Annotated in this window: 17 protein-coding genes and 1 riboswitch; of the genes, 13 read left to right on the forward strand and 4 right to left on the reverse strand. The window is 71.2% G+C overall.

Features of this window, described 5'->3' with window-relative positions; translation table 11 throughout:
- Positions 1–81 precede the first annotated feature (81 nt).
- Positions 82–2,064, reverse strand: a complete 1,983-nt coding sequence (locus K8638_RS08890) for a potassium transporter Kup (protein ID WP_223754004.1) — start codon at positions 2,062–2,064, stop codon at positions 82–84.
- Positions 2,064–2,204: riboswitch (cyclic di-AMP (ydaO/yuaA leader) on the reverse strand. Its footprint overlaps the gene before it by 1 nt.
- A 328-nt stretch (positions 2,205–2,532) precedes the next feature.
- Here K8638_RS08890 and K8638_RS08895 point away from each other — a divergent pair.
- The 3 genes from K8638_RS08895 (at position 2,533) to K8638_RS08905 (ending at position 5,682) form a co-directional block, all read left to right on the forward strand.
- Entirely contained in the window at positions 2,533–3,849 is a 1,317-nt protein-coding gene (locus K8638_RS08895; protein ID WP_223754005.1) for a styrene monooxygenase/indole monooxygenase family protein, read from the forward strand.
- Positions 3,850–3,900: 51 nt separating this feature from the next.
- The gene (locus K8638_RS08900) at positions 3,901–4,857 is read left to right on the forward strand and encodes a ketopantoate reductase family protein (RefSeq protein WP_223754006.1); all 957 of its coding nucleotides are present in this window, start codon (positions 3,901–3,903) and stop codon (positions 4,855–4,857) included.
- Positions 4,858–4,920: 63 nt separating this feature from the next.
- Positions 4,921–5,682 carry a hypothetical protein gene (locus tag K8638_RS08905; RefSeq protein WP_223754007.1) on the forward strand — a complete coding sequence of 254 codons (762 nt, stop codon included), beginning with the start codon at positions 4,921–4,923 and terminating at the stop codon, positions 5,680–5,682.
- Here K8638_RS08905 and K8638_RS08910 read toward each other — a convergent pair.
- Positions 5,671–6,675, reverse strand: a complete 1,005-nt coding sequence (locus tag K8638_RS08910; RefSeq protein WP_223754008.1) for a DUF4105 domain-containing protein — start codon at positions 6,673–6,675, stop codon at positions 5,671–5,673. The two genes, K8638_RS08905 and K8638_RS08910, sit on opposite strands and share 12 nt — an antisense overlap.
- A 210-nt stretch (positions 6,676–6,885) precedes the next feature.
- On the opposite strand from K8638_RS08910, the gene K8638_RS08915 reads away from it, so the two are divergent.
- The 3 genes from K8638_RS08915 to K8638_RS08925 all read left to right on the forward strand — a co-directional run bounded on the left by K8638_RS08915 (position 6,886) and on the right by K8638_RS08925 (position 9,214).
- A complete protein-coding gene (locus K8638_RS08915; RefSeq protein ID WP_223754009.1) occupies positions 6,886–7,332 on the forward strand; it encodes a CHRD domain-containing protein in 447 nt (148 codons plus the stop codon).
- Between the two features lie 477 nt (positions 7,333–7,809).
- Positions 7,810–8,883 carry a 4-hydroxyphenylpyruvate dioxygenase gene (hppD, locus tag K8638_RS08920; RefSeq protein ID WP_223754010.1) on the forward strand — a complete coding sequence of 358 codons (1,074 nt, stop codon included), beginning with the start codon at positions 7,810–7,812 and terminating at the stop codon, positions 8,881–8,883.
- A 106-nt stretch (positions 8,884–8,989) separates the two neighbouring features.
- Positions 8,990–9,214, forward strand: a complete 225-nt coding sequence (locus K8638_RS08925; protein ID WP_163997411.1) for an MbtH family protein — start codon at positions 8,990–8,992, stop codon at positions 9,212–9,214.
- A 69-nt stretch (positions 9,215–9,283) separates the two neighbouring features.
- Here K8638_RS08925 and fruA read toward each other — a convergent pair whose 3' ends face one another.
- A complete protein-coding gene (gene fruA / locus K8638_RS08930; protein WP_223754011.1) occupies positions 9,284–9,973 on the reverse strand; it encodes a response regulator transcription factor FruA in 690 nt (229 codons plus the stop codon).
- Between the two features lie 528 nt (positions 9,974–10,501).
- Here fruA and K8638_RS08935 point away from each other — a divergent pair.
- Together K8638_RS08935 and K8638_RS08940 are read left to right on the forward strand one after the other, a co-directional pair.
- Positions 10,502–11,266, forward strand: coding sequence for an RDD family protein (locus tag K8638_RS08935; RefSeq protein ID WP_223754012.1), 765 nt, complete (start codon positions 10,502–10,504; stop codon positions 11,264–11,266).
- A gap of 5 nt (positions 11,267–11,271) precedes the next feature.
- Positions 11,272–12,267, forward strand: a complete 996-nt coding sequence (locus K8638_RS08940) for a stage II sporulation protein M (protein WP_223754013.1) — start codon at positions 11,272–11,274, stop codon at positions 12,265–12,267.
- Here K8638_RS08940 and K8638_RS08945 read toward each other — a convergent pair.
- A complete protein-coding gene (locus K8638_RS08945; protein WP_223754014.1) occupies positions 12,198–12,713 on the reverse strand; it encodes a J domain-containing protein in 516 nt (171 codons plus the stop codon). The genes K8638_RS08940 and K8638_RS08945 overlap by 70 nt on opposite strands.
- A 98-nt stretch (positions 12,714–12,811) precedes the next feature.
- On the opposite strand from K8638_RS08945, the gene K8638_RS08950 reads away from it, so the two are divergent.
- From K8638_RS08950 to K8638_RS08970, 5 genes are all read left to right on the forward strand, one after another.
- On the forward strand, positions 12,812–13,423 hold the full coding sequence (locus K8638_RS08950) for a HEAT repeat domain-containing protein (protein ID WP_223754015.1): 612 nt from the start codon (positions 12,812–12,814) through the stop codon (positions 13,421–13,423).
- Positions 13,424–13,529: 106 nt separating this feature from the next.
- Positions 13,530–14,057: a DivIVA domain-containing protein gene (locus tag K8638_RS08955; protein WP_223754016.1), complete on the forward strand. Its 528-nt coding sequence runs from the start codon at positions 13,530–13,532 to the stop codon at positions 14,055–14,057.
- Positions 14,058–14,063: 6 nt separating this feature from the next.
- Complete coding sequence (locus K8638_RS08960) at positions 14,064–14,363, forward strand: DUF167 domain-containing protein (protein ID WP_223754017.1); 300 nt, start codon at positions 14,064–14,066, stop codon at positions 14,361–14,363.
- A gap of 12 nt (positions 14,364–14,375) precedes the next feature.
- Positions 14,376–15,644, forward strand: coding sequence for a peptidase MA family metallohydrolase (locus K8638_RS08965; RefSeq protein WP_223754018.1), 1,269 nt, complete (start codon positions 14,376–14,378; stop codon positions 15,642–15,644).
- A 181-nt stretch (positions 15,645–15,825) separates the two neighbouring features.
- Positions 15,826–16,368, forward strand: coding sequence for a hypothetical protein (locus K8638_RS08970; RefSeq protein WP_223754019.1), 543 nt, complete (start codon positions 15,826–15,828; stop codon positions 16,366–16,368).
- Positions 16,369–16,465 lie beyond the last annotated feature (97 nt).

The following is a 16,465-nucleotide window of genomic DNA, read 5'->3' on the forward strand; positions in this document are numbered from 1 at the left end:
AGACGTCGAGAACGACCCGAGAGCCGTGGCCTGAACGAGGTGGCGGACGAAGCGCCGCTCCCGCCACCTCGCACCGCGGACCTACAGCTCCACCTGGGCGCCCAGCTCGACGACGCGGTTCGGCGGAATCCGGAAGAAGGCCGTGGCCGAGCGGGCGTTGCGGCTCATCCAGACGAAGAGCGCCTCACGCCAGCGAGCCATGCCCGGGTGCTTGCTGACGATGAGCGTCTCGCGCCCGAGGAAGAAGCTCGTGCTCATGACGTTGAAGGGCAGCCCCGCCTCGCGGCAGCGCTTGAGGATGTCCGGGATGGACGGGTCCTCCATGAAGCCGTAGCGCGCGGTGATGCGGCGCAGGCCCTGGGGCAGCGTCTCCACCGTCACCCGCTCCGAGGGCGGGACGTGGGGCACGTCCTCGGTGGTGATGGTGAGCAGCACCGTCTGCTCGTGCAGCACCTTGTTGTGCTTCAGGTTGTGCAGCAGCGCGCTGGGGGCAACCTCCGGGTTGCCCGTCATGAAGATGGCCGCCCCCGGCACCCGGTGGGGCCCGTTGTCGCCAAAGCTCTCCAGCAGGTCCTTCAGGGGAATGGAGCCGGCACGCAGCTTTTCTCCCAGCAACTCGCGGCCGCGCTTCCACGTCGCCATCAGCGTGAAGAGGATGGCGCCCATCGTGAGCGGCAGCCAGCCACCGTGGGCCACCTTGACGAAGTTGGCGCCGAAGAAGGCCAGGTCGATGGCGAGGAATACGATGAGCACCGGCACCGCGATGGAGCGCCGCACGCCCCAGCGCTCGCGCGCCACCACGTAGGCGAGGCTGGTGGTGATGGCCATGGTGGCCGTCACGGCGATGCCGTACGCGGCCGTGAGCGCGCCGGAGGAGCGGAAGCCCAGCACCACCGCCACCACGCCCAACAGCAGCGCGATGTTCACCCCCGGCAGGTAGATCTGCCCCTGCTCCTCCGCGGAGGTGTGCACCACCTCGAGGCGGGGCCAGTAGCCGAGCTGGATGGCCTGCCGGGTGATGCTGAAGACCCCGGAGATGAGCGCCTGCGAGGCGATGACGGTGGCGGCCGTGGCCAGCGCCACCAGCGGGTAGAGCGCCCAGTCAGGGGCCATGTGGAAGAAGGGATTGATGGCGACGGAGGGGTCTCTCAGCAGCAGCGCGCCCTGCCCGAAGTAGTTGAGCAGCAGCGCCGGCAGCACCAGGCCGAACCACGCCAGGCGGATGGGCCGGTAGCCGAAGTGGCCCATGTCCGCGTAGAGCGCCTCGCCACCGGTGACGACGAGGAACACCGCGCCCAGCACGAGGAACCCGTGCCACCCGTTCCGGACGAAGAAGCTCACCGCGTGCGTGGGCAGCACGGCCTGGAGCACCGAGGGGTTCCGCGCCAGCTCGAGGACACCGAGCACCGCGATGACGGAGAACCACACCACCATCAGCGGGCCGAACACCCGGCCGATGCCGCCCGTGCCCTTGCTCTGCACGAAGAACAGCGCGAGCAGGATGACCAGGGCGATGGGCAGCACGTAGGGCGTGAAGAGCGGCGTCGCCACGCCGAGCCCCTCCACGGCGGAGAGCACGGAGACGGCCGGAGTGATGACACCATCGCCATAGAGCAGCGCCGCGCCGAACAGGCCGAGCGTCAGCAGCACCATGCGCCGGACGCCGCTGCCGGCGCCGCCTCCGCGCTGCACCACCAGGGCCAGCAGGGAGAGGATGCCGCCCTCGCCGCGGTTGTCCGCCCGCATGACGAAGCCGAGGTACTTCACGGAGATGACGATGATGAGGCTCCAGAAGACGAGGCTCAGCACGCCCAGCACGTTCGCGGGCGTGGGAGCGATGCCATGCTCACCGCTGAAGCAGTCGCGCAGCGCGTACAACGGACTGGTGCCGATATCGCCGTAGACGATGCCGAGCGCGCCCAGGGCGAGCGGCGCCAGGCGGGCGAGCGGCTGGGGGCCCGCCTCCGGTGCGTGGGGGCGATGGGAGCCGGAAGGGGAAACGGGAGCGGCCGAGCCCGCGGACGATGGCGAGCCCGGCCCGTGACTGCTGGGGTCGGAAGACATTGCGTTCTCCTCGACGCCTGTGGAGTTAGCTGACGGACTCGGGCTGAGGGAACCTGCCCTACGCTCGACCTCGAGCGATTCGCCCCAACGAACGTGGGTCCCCCACTCCCGCTGACGGCGGGATTCGGCGTATGGGCGCGATACCTATCCCCCCCCGGTCCGCGCCGCAATGCGCCAGTGCTGTAACCAGCGGCACCCCCGCCCATTCCAGACGCGCCGCCGCCGCGCCCGCCGCCACTGTAGGGCCTCCCGCTACGTCTCCCCAACCCGGAGCCTTCCCTTACGGCCGGAGAAAAAATTCGAGAGTGCCCCGCGAATTCTCAACCTCTGAGTACGACCAACTTGAAAGACTCCATCCGTATTGTGTTAAGAGGCCCGAGTTCCCGGTAACCCAGGGACATCCCATATCCCCAGGGGGGGCCATCCCGACACAGCCGAAAGGCTCGCGGGACTCGGAAGGAGAGACACATGGCGAGCATCGGCATTGTTGGCGCCGGCACATCCGGCCTTCACCTCGGACTGAAGCTGCTGTCCCATGGAGTGCCCGTGACGGTGTACGCGGAGCAGGACCCCGAGAAGCTGCGCGCGGGCCGGCTGCCCAACACGGTGGCGCACCACTCCCCCACGCGCGCCCGGGAGCGGGAGCTGGACGTGGACCACTGGGGTGGGCCACACGCGGACATCCAGTACATGGGCATCCACGTGAATGGGCCGCAATCCCTCTCCATGCGGGGCCGGCTGGAGAAGCCCTCCATCTTCGTGGACTACCGCCTGTACCAGCCGAAGCTGGCCGAGGACTTCGTGGCGCGCGGAGGCCGGCTGGAGGTGCTGCCCGTGGATGGCGCCGTCCTGGAGGGGCTGTCCCTGAAGCATGCCCTGGTGGTGGTGGCCACCGGCCGCAACGGGCTGACGTCCCTCTTCCCGCGCATCCCGGAGCTGTCGCCACACACGAAGCCCGCGCGCCTGCTGTTCGCCGCGCTGCTGAAGGGCGTCCAGATGCAGGACCCGCTCGGGATGAATGCACACCTGGTGCCCGGCCAGGGTGAGATTTTCGAGGCGCAGATCGTCTCCCGCCAGGGCCGCGTTCCGAGCATCCTCATCGAGGCGCTCCCCGGGAGCGACATGGCGGTGCTGGGCACCCGGCGCTACGACGAGGACCCGCGCGCGTACGAGGCGCTGCTGCTGGACGCGCTGCGCCGCTTCGCGCCCGCCACCTACGAGCGCGTGAATCCCGCTGAGTTCGGCGTCCTGAGCCCCATGGACTGGCTGCAGGGTGCGTTCACTCCCGTGGTGCGCCGCGCCTGGGCGCCGCTGTCGAACGGCCGCTTCGTGATGGCCGTGGGCGACACACACGTGACGAACGACCCCGTCGCCGGGCAGGGGGCCAACGCGGCCTCGGCCTCCGCCTTCGCGCTGGCGGCGCGCATCCTGGACGCGCTGGGAAGAGAGCGTCCGTTCGACGAGGCGTTCTGCCGCGCCGCGGAGGAGAAGATGTGGGCCGCCGTCGCTCCGGCGACGAACTGGACCAACACCCTGCTCCAGCCGCCTCCGCCGCACGTCGTCGACGTGCTGGCCGCCGGCAGCCAGGAGCAGCGGGTCGCGGACGGCATCGCCAACGCGTTCATGCTTCCGGAGAACATCCTCTCCGCCTTCGCGAGCCCGGAGAGCGCCGCCGCGTTCATCGCCCAGCAGCGCTCCCCGGCCCGCGAGCCGCTCCCGCCGGAGGCGCTGGCGTGGCATCCCCTCCCCGGCGAGGCCGTGGCGCCGATGGCCCGGGTGCGCTGAGCCTCGGAATCGGCACTGCGGCAGGCCCGGCGCGCCGTTAACGTGCGCGCCATGCGATTCGCCATCGTCGGTTCAGGAGGAGTGGGCGGTTACTACGGTGCGCGGCTGGTGCGCGCGGGCCAGCAGGTGACGTTCCTCGCCCGGGGCGCGCACCTGCGCGCCATGCGCGAGCGGGGGCTGACCATCCGGAGCGCCGAGGGGGACTTCACCGTCCCCGTGCGCGCCGAGGAGGACGCCGCCCGCGTGGGCCCCGTGGACGTCGTCGTCCTCGCGGTGAAGAACTACGACGTCCCCTCCGTGCTGCCCACGGCGAAGACACTCGCCGCCGCGTCGGACCGGCCGGCCCTGGGCGGAAGCACCGCCTCCATCCTCACCTTGCAGAACGGGGTGGACAGCCCCGGTGAGGTGGCCTCCGCCGTGGGCGAGGCCCCGGTCATCGGCGGCACCACGTACATCTCCACCGCCATCTCCGAGCCGGGCGTCATCTCCCAGACGGGGACGTACCACCGCATCGTGCTCGGCGAGGTGTTCGGCGACACGTCTCGCGTGTCGGCGCGGGTCCAGTCGCTGCGCGACACGCTGGCGGGCGCGGGGCTCAACGTGGAGGCGGTGGCCGACGCGCGCGCTCCCCTCTGGGAGAAGCTCGCGTTCCTGGCCGCCATGTCCGGCTTCTGCACCGCGGCCCGCCTGCCCCTGGGGCCGCTGCGGGAGGCCCCGCTCTTCCGCGAGATGTTCCAGGAGGCCGCGGCCGAGGTGCTCCGCGTCGCCGCCGCCGAGGGCGTCACCACCACCACCCGCCCCGAGGACGTGGCGCGCTTCATGGAAGGACTCCAGGCCGACATGCGCCCCTCCATGCTGGTGGACCTGGAGGGCGGCAAGCCGCTGGAGGTGGAGTACCTCCAGGGCACGGTGTCCCGGCGCGGCCGGGCCCGGGGCGTGCCCACGCCGGTGATGAGCACGCTCTACTCGCTCCTCCTGCCTCACGCGCGCGGACTCCGGAAGGCTTGAGCGTTCAGCTTCTGGCAGCGGCCTTCGAGGCGGTGCCCGTGCCCATGCAATGGAGTGGCCCGGATGGCATATGAACAGGGCATGACCGAGCCGAAGTCGCGCCCTGCCCCGAACAACGAGCTACCTCCCCTGCTGGGCCGCGTGGCCTTCCTCTCCGTGGCCACCGGGCTGACGCCGCTCATCCCGGTGCCCTTCCTGGACGACTACGCCCTCCGCCAGACGCGCGAGGGCATGGTCCGCCAGATTCTGCGGGACAAGGGCCTGCCCACGCCCGACAAGGCGGTGGAGGTGCTCGCCGGCTCCCACGTGGGCACCACCCTTGGCGGCCACGTGAAGAGCCTCCTCAAGGGCGTGGTGTTGTTCCCCGTGAGGAAGGTGTTCCGGAAGGTCTTCTTCGTGCTGTGGATCAAGGACTGCGTGGACGTGGCCTCCGCGTCCCTGCACCACGGCTACCTGCTCACCCACGCCGTGGAGCGTGGAGACCTGGATGCCGGCTCGCTGGCGGGCGACGCACCGCCGCGCGTCCATGACGCCATCGTCGCCGCCTGCGCGGAGATGGACTCGCGCCCCATCAACCAGATCCTCCGCAGGCTCTTCGCCAGCAGCCGCCTGCTCATGGCCGAGGCCACGCGCGCCTTCTTCAACCCGAGGAACCCGGGCCCCCGCACGCCCGGCCAGGACGAGAGCGCCGAGGTGCGCACGCTGACGGACCGGCTGCTCTCCGAGCTCTGGGAGGAGCGCGGCTACTTCGTGAAGCTGCGGGAGCACTACGACAAGCACCTGAAGGCCGGCCCGCCGGCGGCCCGGGGTGCCTCAGGGCATTGAGCCGGCGGTGGCCTGGGACTCGCGGATGCGCCGGGAGAAGTCCGGCTGGCCGTCCGCCGCCAGGGCCCGTGCGTTGATGAGGTGCCGCGCGCGCACCACCTCCAGCGGCGCGTCCTTCGCGATGAGGCCCAGCTCATACGCCAGCGCGTCCGAGTACGCGGGCAGCAGCGTCCGGTGGTCGTACGGCACGTCCACCGCGCTCACCTTCTCCACGTGGCGCACCAGGTTGGTGGTGCAGTTGTTGGTGAGCGAGTCGTAGAACTCCGGCCGCGCGTGCAGCGCGTTCATCCGCGCCACCATGTCCAGGAAGAAGGAGGCGATGCGCTCCTTCGACGCGTCCACCGGGTACAGGTACACGTCGTCCTTGCGGTGGTTGGAGCGGAGCTGGACGAGGTCCCTCTCGTCCCCCACCACGTAGACGAGCTCGAACTGGCGGAACAGGCCGCCCAGCGCGGAGAACGTCTCCCCCTTCTCGCGCCGCACCTCCACGGAGAAGACGACGTAGCGCCCGTCCGAGAAGCCGAAGCTCACCATGGTGTGCGCCGCGCCCCAGAACCCGGAGAACGGCTCCACGATGAACCAGGCTCCCGTCAGCTCGCGCGTGTCGTACGTGGCCGTGTACCAGGCCGCGTCCCAGTCGGTGGTGCTCCGGTAGCGGAAGTCGCGCACGTCGTGAATCGTCACCCGCGGGCCGTCCACGTCCGCCCGCGCCGCGCGCGCCAGGTCCGGTGCCCAGTCCCGCTGGCCCGACGGCTTCACCGTCCGCATCCACCCGTAGACGGCCGCGCAGCCCACCACCAGCACCGCCACCGCCGCCGCCTTCGAGTGCCGCCGCCACACCGCCACCGCCGCCCCGGCCAGCACCAGCGCCGGCAGCGCCTTCAGCGGATGCGCGCCTTCGGCCCCCGCCCCCGTCAGTGACAGGGCGAGCGCGGCCCACGCACTTCCCAGCAGGAGCACGAGGGCGGTGACGACACGGGAGAGGAGGCGCATGGCGGGAGTATCCGCGTCCCCACACGCGCTGTCACCGCCCTACCCGGCCCCCGCCCGGACGCGCCAGGCCCACCCGCGCGTGTTCACTCCCCGTCTTGCGCCCCGCCGCATGGGCCGATTGGCCCCCCGGTGAGAGGCGGGCAGCGTGCCTGCCCCCGCACTCCGGGTCCGCGCCGGGCCCGAACACACGCGGAGGCAGGAGCAACGACGATGCAGATGAAAACGCTGGCACGCCTCGCGGTACCGGGCCTGATGGCCTGCGCCCTGTGGTTCACCGGCTGTGGCACCACGGAAGCGGACACGACGCTGTCGGGCAGCATGGAGGTTCCCCCCGTCACGACCGAGGCCAGCGGCACGGCCACCGCGGAGCTGGACGGCAACGAGCTGACGGTGTCAGGCAGCTTCTCCAACCTGGGCAGCGACCTGTTCGAGGTCGCCGGCAGCTCCGCCCACGTCCACAACGCGCCCGAGGGACAGAGCGGGCCCATCGTCTTCAACCTGGAGGTGACGACCAGCGACAACCGCAACGGCACCTTCAAGGGGAAGGCGACGCTGAGTGACGACGAGAAGGACCAGTTCGAGAACGGCGACTTCTACGTCAACGTGCATACCGTGAACTTCAACGGCGGCGAGATTCGCGGCCAGTTCAAGCCGTGAGCCCGGGCGCCGCCGGCGCCGGGCAGAAGTACCGACTCGAGCGGTGATGGCGTATGACGGCGGCTTGGACCCGGGTGACCGGGTCCTTGGAGCGCGCGGCGGGGGAATCTCGCCCGGCTCCTGGATGATCCGCTGTCCGCCCACCCGGAAGACGGTTGTTCCATCGACGTCTTCGATGCGAGGGCCGCGGAAGCGCGTCTTTGTCATCAGCCCTTGATGACCGATACATCCCCCTCACCGGCCGCATCCTGAGGCCCGAAGCGGGTCATCCGGAACCCGGTGCGGTGCAAGCCCCCGTGAAGACTGCGGTTTCTTCCTGAAACCCGGATTCCTGGAACCGAATATTCCAACATGAATACACGCGCCTCACGTCAGAGCCGCGATTCATGATAGGGGAGTATCACGCTTTCACTGGCTGATAGTTCCGCCGTTCCATGAGGCAATGGACGGCCACGCCAACACGACTGGAGCCCTCGAGTGGAATTCACGAGCGTGGATCATGTGGAGCTGTACGTGGGCGATGCCATGCTGTCGGCGTACTTCTTCTCCCACGCCCTCGGCTTCCGGATGGTGGCCCATGCGGCGCCGGAGAGCGGCCTGGAGGGGCGGAGGTCCATCGTCCTGCGGCAGGGCAGCTCGCGGGTGGTCGTCACGTCGGCGCTGGGCTCGGAGGGTCCGGTGGCCGAGTACGTGCGGGCGCACGGCGACGGCGTGAAGGACGTGGCCTTCGCCACGCCGGACGCGGCCGGGGCCTTCCACGAGGCGGTGCGCCGGGGCGCGAAGCCGGTGATGGAGCCCACCACGTACGAGGGCGCGGGCGGCCGGGTGGTGAAGGCGACCATCGCCGGCCCGGGTGACCTGGTGCACTCGTTCATCCAGCGCGACTCGGCGGCGAGCGGCTTCCTGCCGGACGTGTACCTGCCGCTGGAGAGCGCCTCCGCGCAGGGCGAGGAGCTGTTCACCGCGCTGGACCACGTGGCGCTGTGCCTGGAGCGCGGCACCCTGCTGGACACGGTGGGCTTCTACAAGAACGTGCTGGGCTTCGAGCAGACGCACGAGGAGAACGTGCGCACGGAGTACAGCGGGATGAACTCGCGGGTGGTGCAGACCGCCGACGGGCGCATCTGCTTCCCCATGCAGGAGCCGTACACCGGCACGCGCCGCGGGCAGCTCGAGGACTTCCTGGCGGCCCACGGCGGCTCGGGCGTGCAGCACCTGGCCTTCCTGTCGCCGGACATCACCCGGGCAGTGGACGTGCTGGCCCGGGCGGGCCTGAAGATTCTCGACGCGCCGCCGGGCTACTACCAGGCGCTGGAGTCGCGGCTGGGCGACCTGGGCGGCTTCCGCCGCGAGGCGCTGGAGCAGCGCAACATCCTCATGGACCGTGACGCGTGGGGCCACCTGCTGCAGGTCTTCACCCGCACGCAGCACGCCCGGCGCACCCTCTTCTTCGAGGTCATCCAGCGTCAGGCCGCGCGCGGCTTCGGCGGCGCCAACATCCAGGCGCTCTACGAGGCCAAGGAGCGCGAGGCCCTGCGCGCCGCGGGGTAGCGGCGCCCGCACGGAGCGTCTGGAAAGGGAAGCAGGCAGGCAGCCCTGCTTGACGCCTTTTTCGGGGATGTGAACAGAATGCACCCACTCCCAGGAGTCCAACACCATGGCGGATGAGCGCGAAGACACGACCATCTACAAGGTCGTCGTGAACCACGAAGAGCAGTACTCCATCTGGCCGGCCGACCGCGAGAACGCGCTCGGCTGGAAGGACGCGGGCAAGCAGGGCCCCAAGGCCGAGTGCCTGGAGTACATCAAGCAGGTCTGGACGGACATGCGCCCCCTGAGCCTCCGCAAGAAGATGGAGGAGCAGGCGCAGCTGAAGAACTGAAGCACCCGGGACACACGCCCCCACGGCCCGGCTCGAGGGCCAGGGCCGGGGGGCGTGCTCCCATTCGCCTTACAGGTCCGGCGGCGGGCGGACGCCCAGGTGGCACGCGCGCAACGCGAGCTGCGTGCGGTTCTCCGCGCCCAGCTTCCGGTAGAGCTGCGTGACGTGCGACTTCACCGTCCGCTCGGCAATCTGCAGGTGGGCGGCGATCTTCAGGTTGTCCGCGCCTCCGGCCACGTACGCCAGCACCTCCCGCTCACGCTGCGTGAGCGCCAGCAGGACGCTGGCGGTGGGCGACGTCACCGGCGGGTGCTCGAAGTCGTTCCGCAGCAGCTGGACCGGGAACAGCCGCTCGCCTCGCACCAGGGACTGGATGGCGGACGCCACGGCGGTGGTGCCGAGACCGGCCCGGAAGAGGTAGCCGGAGGCTCCCTCGTCGAAGCACTGTGAGATGATCTCCGGTGAGCTCACCGCGGAGAGCAGCAGCATCCTCACCTCGAGCCGGCGCTTGCGCGCCTCTCGCAGGAGGTTGATGCCCTCCGTCACGGAGCAGCCAACCGCCGCTTCGCTGTCGCCCTCCACGTCCATGACCGCCACCTGCGGCGGGTCGGTGCCCAGCCCATCGAGGAAGAGCCGCACGTCCCTCGTCACCGAGGACACCTGCACGCCCTCTCCGCGGAGACCCTCGGCGAGGCCCTGCCAGGCCGCCCACGGTCCCTCGAGAATCGATACACGAATCGCTGCTTGATTGTTTGCCATGCGAAGGCCCCCCAGCCGCCATGGCGAGAAACTGCAATGACCGCATGTTGACCACAGCCGACTCCGAAACTCCGGGGCCAGCGGGCTGAAGCGGCGAGAAGAACGAGCACGTCCGCTGAACCACTTCGGGGTCGGCCTACCGATGTAAGACTCGACTCCTGACTGCTTTCGACTTCCAACTACGTCCAACGTCCTTCCGGGCCGAACCTCCTCACGGCCCCACTCCAGGTTCCACGGCACGAAACCCTAACACCGGGAAAGCGCAGACGCGAACCGGCCCCGGCGGGAGTGTCTAGTGTGCATGAATCGGATCGGGATCCAGGGGCTTCCGACGTTGGTTCGTCATCGCTGTCGTCCGCGTGACATGCCCCGCCGTCCACAATGCGATAGCGACGGTCCTCCCTGCCCCCCTGCCCGTTCAGCACCGGACACCCGACCGGGCCCGGGAATCCTGGCAAATCACGCGCATGTAGGAATGGAGCCCCTCCGTAAAACCCCCGAGCGGGGCGTGTATGCTCCGCGGCCGGAATGAGCACCGCATCGTCCCCCCACCTCGACGTCGCCACGCCCGAGCGCGTGGCGCTCACCCTGCCCGTGGCCGGCATCGGCTACCGCTGTCTGGCCTGGCTCGTGGACGCGAGCCTGCTGTTCTTCTTCTGGATTGTCGCCTACTTCGTCTTCACCCTGCTGGTGTCGGACGTGCTGGGTGTCTTCCAGGGGCTGTCCGGGCTGGGGCAGACGCTGCTGGTGGTGGGCGTGTTCGCCACGCAGTGGCTGTACTGGACGCTGGCCGAGGTCTTCTTCCATGGGCAGACGGCCGGAAAGCGGATGCTGGGCATCCGCGTGGTGCGGATGGACGGCTCGCCGGTGGGCCTCTACGAGAGCGCGGTGCGCAACCTCTGCCGCGCGGTGGACTTCCTTCCCATGGCGTACGCCGCCGGCTGCATCTGCATGCTGCTCACCCGCCAGCACCGGCGCCTGGGCGACCTGCTGGCCGGCACGCTGCTGGTGCGCGAGGAGCGCATCGACCTGGACAAGTACACCGCCGCGCCCGCCCCCAGCGCCGTCCCCCCGGCCGCGGGCGACACCCGCGCGCTGACTTCCGAGGAGGTGGAGCTGGTGCTGGCCTTCCTCGCGCGCGCTCCCGGCCTGAGCGCCGACGTGCGGCAGCGGCTGGGCGCGCGGCTGGTGGACCGGGTGGGCGGGCTGTCCGGCGGTGAGCGCGAGGCGGTGCTCGCCTCGCCCGAGCGCCTCGAGGCCTTCCTTCGCGCCCGCGCGCGGGCGGAGGGCTGACGCAGATGGCCCTGCCCCTACCCGCCTTCGTGGCGAAGCGCCGCGCGGACTGGGACGCGCTCCAGTCGCTCCTGGCCCGGCAGCGCGCGGGAGACCTGCGCCTGGAGGAGCTGCGCACGCTGGACACGCTCTACCGCCGCGCCGCCGCGGACCTGGCGCACACGCAGACGTTCTACCCGGGCACGGACGCGCACCGCTTCCTCAACCAGCTCTGCGGCCAGGCCTACGCCGCCATCTACCAGCCGCCGCGCGAGCGCTGGCCGGCGGTGCGCGCCTTCTTCCAGCGAGACTTCCCCCGCACCCTGCGCCGAGAGCGGGGCTTCGTGGGCGCCAGCGCCGCGCTCTTCTTCCTGGGGCTGCTGCTGGGCGCGCTGGTGGTGCTGTGGGAGCCGCGCGGCGCGGAGCTGCTGGTGCCCCCCGGCGTGCGTCAGTACGTGGCCCACGGCCGCATGTGGACGGACGACATCCTGTCGGTGGCGCCGCCCAACTCGGTGGCCTCCGGCATCGCCACCAACAACCTCACCGTCACCATCGTCACCTTCGCCATGGGGCTGACGTTCGGCCTGGGCACCCTCTACATGCTGGTGAACAACGGCGTGCACATCGGCGCCGTCGGCGCGCTGTGCATCCGCGAGGGCATGGCCCGGGGCTTCTTCGACTTCATCTCCGCGCACGGCCCGGTGGAGCTGTCCATCATCGTCATCGCCGGCGGCGCGGGCCTCATGGTGGGCCAGGCGCTCATCGACCCGGGCGAGCTGCCGCGCGGCCAGGCCCTGGCGCTCCGGGGGCGCGAGGCGGTGAAGCTGGTGCTGGGCTGCGCGCCCTTCCTGGCCCTCATCGGCGTGGTGGAGGGCTACGTCTCCCCGGGCAGCCTGTTCCCCACCTGGGTGAAGGCGGGGCTGGGCCTGTGCCTGGGGGCGCTCTTCTGGGGCTACCTGCTGCGGGCCGGGAGGACGGAGGCGGACGTCACGGCCGTGCTGCCCGCGGACAGCGCCTCCTGACGCTTGCGGGCGCGGTGCCGGAGGATGCGCTCATACGCCGCGTTCAGCTCGCGCATCTTCTCCGCCGAGCCGCCGCGGTCCGGGTGCCGCTCCATGGCCAGCGCGTGGTAGCGCGCGCGCACCGTCTCCGCCGAGTCCAGCGGTGACACGCCCAGCAGCCGGTACGGGTCCTGGTCCTCCAGGGCGGACAGCCAGCGGTCCAGCCGGTCCTTCACCTCGAGGAAGCGCGCGTCCTGCTCACCCGTGTCCTTCACCGGGTGCGTCCGCACCTTCGCATCCGCGCGGAAGACGTCCGAGTACACGCTGGACACCCAGCGGTGGCACCCGGAGCACCGGAAGTAGCGCACCCGCTGCCCGTTCTGCAGCGTCATCCGGATGCCGCAGTGGGTACACTCCACCTCGACGTTCTCCAGTGTCTGCCAGTTCGCGACCGCCGCTGCTCCCATCGGACCTTGCTCCTCCTGCAACACGCCTGTAGCACCCCCAAGGTCCCACGATCGGAGATCGCGTCAAGAAAAACTCCGTTTCGGGGTAGAACGGGCCCATGCGTCCCCTGCTCCTCGCCGGATTCGTGCTCACCGCCGCCGCGCACGCCCAGGCTCCCGCCCGCCCTCCCCGTCCCGCCGCGGCCCGCCCCGGCCCCGCGAAGGAGCAGCCCGCCCGCCCCACCCCGGCCCCCGCCCCGGACGCCCCGCCCCCGCCCTCCGCGCCGCCCCTGCCCTCCGGCGACGCCCCGGCGTCCCCTCCGGAGGACACCGCCCTCCTGCGCGCCCTCCTCTGGGCCGTGAAGCCCGCCCCGGAGGAGGTCCGCGCCATCGCCATCGAGGACGTGGCGCTGCTGGGCGACCCGCGTGGCCTGGACGCGCTGGCCACGCTCCTGTGGGACCCCAACCCGCGCATCCAGCAGGCCGCGCTCCGCGCGGTGGCCCTCTTCCAGCACCCGCGCGCGGAGGAAATCCTCGGCAACGTGGTGCGCCACCCCCGCATGCCGGACGCGCTGAAGATCCAGGCACTCAACGGCCTCGTCTTCCAGCGCACCCCCACCGCGAGGCGCACGGTGCGGGACGCGGCGGTGGACTCGCGCCTCACCGCCCCGGTGCAGAACGCCGCGCGCACCGTGGCCGCGCAGTGGGAGGCCACGGCCGCCACCCGCTAGCGCGGGCCGCCCGCCCGGAGAGCAGGCGGGCGGGCGCAGGTGCGGCGGCGGACGGGGCCGGGCCGTTTCCTGGAGAAGTCACCGCCCCGCGCTACAATGTGGGGCCATGAAGATCACCCCGCTCGACATCCGGCAGAAGCGGTTCGAAACGGCCCTGCGCGGCTTCTCCCGCCGCGAGGTGGAGGCCCACCTCGAGCTGATCGCGACCGAGTTCGAGGAGGTGGTGAAGGAGAACATCGCGCTCAAGGAGGAGCTGAAGCGCACCCAGCTCAAGCTCGAGCAGCACCAGGAGCGCGAGCGCACCCTCCAGGAGACGATGGTCACCGCCCAGCGCATCAGCGAGGACCTCAAGTCCGCCGCCAAGAAGGAGGCGGAGATCATCATCGCGGACGCCGAGCACCAGGCGGAGAAGATCGTCCACGGCGCCCACCAGCGGCTCGTCCAGGTGGTGGAGGACATCAACGAGCTGAAGCGCCAGCGCACCCAGTTCGAGTCCCAGGTGCGCTCCGTGCTGGATGCGCACCAGAAGCTGCTGGAGACCTTCAAGGGCCCCTCCTTCGCGGACCGCGACTACGCGCGCGTCGAGGACAACGTGGCCTACCTGTCCCAGAAGAAGGCCACCGTCTCCGAGTAGCCCACCGTGGCCGCTCCCTGGCTGAAGGTCGTCCCCGAAGGAGTGGAGCTGGCGGTCCTCGTCCAGCCGCGCGCCTCGCGCACGCGCGTGGTGGGCGAGCACGACGGCCTCTTGAAGATCCAGCTCGCCGCGCCCCCCGTGGACGGCGAGGCCAACGCCGCCCTGCTGGAGTTCCTCGCGAAGCAGCTCGGCGTGCCTCGCCGCCAGGTGACACTCTCCGCGGGTGACGCGTCGCGCCGAAAACGCGTGACGGTGGTGGGGGTTGATGCGGCGCGGGTCGAGGCTGTTATGTCTGGGAAAACGTGAGGCCGCCCGCACATGCGCCACCTGCTCCTCCTGTTCCTGCTGCTGCTGGCCTCGCCCTTCGCCCGGGCCCAGGAACCGGGCGCCGCGCATGGCGCCCATGAGCGGGAGATGGTGGTGAATGACGCGGTGCTGGTGCCCCAGGGGCGCCCCGAGCGCGTGAGCGGCGAGGTCACCACGAAGCGCTTCCGCATCCTCCACACCGCGGCGGCCACCGTGGCCGCGAAGGAGCTGGCGGCGCAGATTGAAGGCATCCGCGACGGCTTCGGGAGCATCCTCGGGCGGGACTGGCCCGGCGTGACGGAGATTCGCCTGGGCGTGGGCCGCGCGGAGTTCGAGGCGCTGGCCCTTCCCGGCGGCCGGCCTCCGGGCTGGGCGGTGGCGCTGGCCTACCCGGCACATCAAATCATCCTGCTGGACGCGCTGAGTCTCCACGAGCCGGACGGACAGCAGACGCTGCGGCACGAGCTGGCGCACGTGGCGCTGGGCCAGCTCGCGAAGGACTGGCCCCGCTGGTTCCAGGAGGGCGTGGCGCAGAACGTCACCGGCGAGCGCTACTCCCTCACCCACTACTCCGCCCTCTTCCGCGCGGTGACGCAGGAGCGCGTCTTCCACTTCGAGGACCTGGAGGACGCGTGGCCGGACGTCCCGGCGGACGTGGAGATTGCCTACGCGCAGAGCGCCGCCTTCGTGGCGCACCTGTCCGGGAAGTACGGCCCCCAGGCCATGGGCCTGCTGCTGGACGGCGTGCGCGACGGGGAGCCCTTCGAGCAGGCCTTCGGAAAGGCCTTCCGCACGTCGCTGCTGGTGGAGGAGACGGAGTGGCGCGAGGGGCTGGCCGCGCGCTACGGCTGGCTGCCGCTCACCACCAGCTCCGCGCTGCTGTGGCTGACGGCCTCCGGCCTGTGCGTGGCCGCGTACCTGCGCCGCCGCCAGCAGAAGGCCGCGCGCCTGGCGGAGATGGCCGCCCAGGACGCCGCGGAGGACGCCGCCCTGCGCGTGCTGGCCGCGAGGGCCCAGGCCGTCCCGGGCGCCCTCCCCGGCCCCGCCCTCCCCGGACAGGAGCTGGACTGGCCCGAGTGGCCCGGCGGCCCCACCCCCACCGAGGCGGACCCCGCCGAGCCGCACGACGCACCCCGCCCCGGCGAGGCCCACGGCGCCCAGGAGTCCCCCTCGGCCTGGGACGGCGGCCTGGAGGAGCCCCCGGCCGACGCCGACGCCCCCGGTGCACCCGGTGACGACGGCGCTCCGCGCGCCCGTCCCCCCAAGCCCACGCTGCACTGAGGCCCGGGAGCCACACCCCGAGCGCCCCTGTCGTTCCGGACACCCCTACAGCCAGGGCACCGGAGAATTTACCTGTTCCATGCTCCTCTGCCTGCCCTGGGGGTCCGCCTAAACGGCTGATTTCCTTCGAAACGGGCGCATCCGGGCGTTGGCAGCCGCTTTGCTATTGCCTCCGGACGCGATGCGGAAGGCACCGGACATGAACGAGCGAGGACGTAGGGCGGCGGTGCTGGCGCGGTTCTTCCGCCAGCAGCCGGACCGCATCGCGGCGCTGTGGCGCCGGACACGGCTGGCCTCGCACGGCGCGGGGGAGCCGCGGGCCTTCCTGGGCCAGTTGGACGGGCTGGTGGAGGCCTTCATCCGCGAGGTGGGGCGGACGCTGGAGGGCGAGGAGACGAGCCCCTGGAGCCGCACGCGGGCGGTGCTGCGCCTGTCGCCGGAGCGCGGCGCGCGCGCCCTCTATGACGAGTTCGCGGCGCTGCGGCGCTGCCTGGTGGATGCCTCCGAGGTGCTCGGCGGCGGGGATTGGGAGCGCGAGCGCATCAATCGCGCGGTGGATGAGGCGGTGGACTCCGCGGTGGCGCTGCTTCAGCGGCTGAAGGACCCGCGCGCGGACGGGCCACGGGTGCCCTTTGGAGGTCTGGTGGTGGAGTACTTCGAGCGGCCGTCGCGAGTGACGCGCGTGCCGCCGGACGCGAAGTACGGACGGCCGGCGATGCACTGAGGGGTTGGTCGGGTTTGCCGACCCGTCCGGCTTGACGCTCCTCATGAGGGAGGGTCCGAGGCCGGCGGGAGGGATCGTGCCGTGGGTGGGGGCCCGT

Source organism: Myxococcus sp. RHSTA-1-4 (genome assembly GCF_020037125.1).
Lineage (GTDB): Bacteria > Myxococcota > Myxococcia > Myxococcales > Myxococcaceae > Myxococcus.

Excerpts from the sequence above, each read along its gene's own strand:
- K8638_RS08890 (WP_223754004.1), bottom strand. The coding sequence starts at position 2,064 with ATGTCTTCCGACCCCAGCAGTCACGGGCCGGGCTCGCCATCGTCCGCG.
- K8638_RS08895 (WP_223754005.1), top strand. The coding sequence starts at position 2,533 with ATGGCGAGCATCGGCATTGTTGGCGCCGGCACATCCGGCCTTCACCTC.
- K8638_RS08900 (WP_223754006.1), top strand. The coding sequence starts at position 3,901 with ATGCGATTCGCCATCGTCGGTTCAGGAGGAGTGGGCGGTTACTACGGT.
- K8638_RS08905 (WP_223754007.1), top strand. The coding sequence starts at position 4,921 with ATGGCATATGAACAGGGCATGACCGAGCCGAAGTCGCGCCCTGCCCCG.
- K8638_RS08910 (WP_223754008.1), bottom strand. The coding sequence starts at position 6,675 with ATGCGCCTCCTCTCCCGTGTCGTCACCGCCCTCGTGCTCCTGCTGGGA.
- K8638_RS08915 (WP_223754009.1), top strand. The coding sequence starts at position 6,886 with ATGCAGATGAAAACGCTGGCACGCCTCGCGGTACCGGGCCTGATGGCC.
- K8638_RS08925 (WP_163997411.1), top strand. The coding sequence starts at position 8,990 with ATGGCGGATGAGCGCGAAGACACGACCATCTACAAGGTCGTCGTGAAC.
- fruA (WP_223754011.1), bottom strand. The coding sequence starts at position 9,973 with ATGGCAAACAATCAAGCAGCGATTCGTGTATCGATTCTCGAGGGACCG.
- K8638_RS08935 (WP_223754012.1), top strand. The coding sequence starts at position 10,502 with ATGAGCACCGCATCGTCCCCCCACCTCGACGTCGCCACGCCCGAGCGC.
- K8638_RS08940 (WP_223754013.1), top strand. The coding sequence starts at position 11,272 with ATGGCCCTGCCCCTACCCGCCTTCGTGGCGAAGCGCCGCGCGGACTGG.
- K8638_RS08945 (WP_223754014.1), bottom strand. The coding sequence starts at position 12,713 with ATGGGAGCAGCGGCGGTCGCGAACTGGCAGACACTGGAGAACGTCGAG.
- K8638_RS08950 (WP_223754015.1), top strand. The coding sequence starts at position 12,812 with ATGCGTCCCCTGCTCCTCGCCGGATTCGTGCTCACCGCCGCCGCGCAC.
- K8638_RS08955 (WP_223754016.1), top strand. The coding sequence starts at position 13,530 with ATGAAGATCACCCCGCTCGACATCCGGCAGAAGCGGTTCGAAACGGCC.
- K8638_RS08965 (WP_223754018.1), top strand. The coding sequence starts at position 14,376 with ATGCGCCACCTGCTCCTCCTGTTCCTGCTGCTGCTGGCCTCGCCCTTC.
- K8638_RS08970 (WP_223754019.1), top strand. The coding sequence starts at position 15,826 with ATGCGGAAGGCACCGGACATGAACGAGCGAGGACGTAGGGCGGCGGTG.